We start from the raw sequence: 961 nt of genomic DNA, 5'->3' as shown, positions 1-961 counted from the left end.
GGCCATCCCGTCCTGCTGCGCCGGACGGTCTGGGCCGACGTGGCCGGCCTCGCCCGTGGCGAGGTCGGCGCGCGGGCCTGGCTGCGCGCCCATCCCGACGCCGTGGGCCGGGTCGCCTGCGACGGCCTCGGTACCCCCGCGGACGTCGACACCCCTGCCGACCTCGCCGGCATCGAGGAGGATGCCCCCATGGACCTGTCTGTCACCGACAATCCCGACCGCTTCCGCTACGAGGCACTCGCGCCCACCGGTGAGGTCGCCGGTTTCGTGCAGTACCAGAAGCGGCCGGATCGGATCATCTTCATCCACACCGAGGTGAGTCCGGAGTTCTCCGGCCAGGGAGTGGGCTCCGCTCTCGCCACCGCGGCGCTGGACGATGTTCGCCGGCAGGGCCTCGCCGTGGTCCCGCAGTGCCCCTACATCCGCGCGTTCATCGAACGTCATCCGGCCTACGCCGATCTCGTCGCCGCCGACGCGTGAGCCGCGGCCGCCTGTCGCGCAGCGAACATCCGGGCTGGTAGGACACCATGCCGACGACGTGAGAAACGGAGGAACAACGCCGAGCCCCGGTATTCCAAGATGAGCTGACGACCGGCCCGCGGCTGGGCAGTATCGGCCGCACGAAAACCGATGCGAGGCACAACGCTCCCGATTCCCGGATCGGCGGGGGACGACGGGGAGTGCGGTCGACCGTTGCGCGGTGGGCTCGGCGGGAGAAGTAGTCACATCATCGTGGTGGCGGCGGTTCGGAACACTCGCGGCGCCTCCCGTGAAAGGACGTCTGTGTGTCCGGCGCCCGTCATCGGTCCCCAGCTGGAGGCAGTCGCGGCGCCGGGCCGCGCCGGCCTGGCCGGCGTGTCCGCAGGTCTGCGCGCGGGCGGTTCGCCCGGTCCGAGCGGTCAGAGCGGTCCACGCAGCCCGCGCAGCCCGGACGGGTCGCGGGGCCCGGACGGGTCGGCCC

At 72.4% G+C, this 961-nt stretch carries 1 protein-coding gene; it reads left to right on the top strand.

Going from position 1 to position 961, the window contains the following annotated elements; translation table 11 throughout:
• Positions 1 to 480, top strand: a 480-nt coding sequence (locus tag ND748_RS32785) for a GNAT family N-acetyltransferase (RefSeq protein WP_251750131.1), incomplete at its 5' end; no start/stop codon positions are given.
• Positions 481 to 961: the final 481 nt, after the last annotated feature.

The organism is Frankia sp. AiPs1 (assembly GCF_023716945.1).
GTDB lineage: Bacteria > Actinomycetota > Actinomycetes > Frankiales > Frankiaceae > Frankia.
This window is presented reverse-complemented; position numbering and strand designations above follow the sequence as displayed.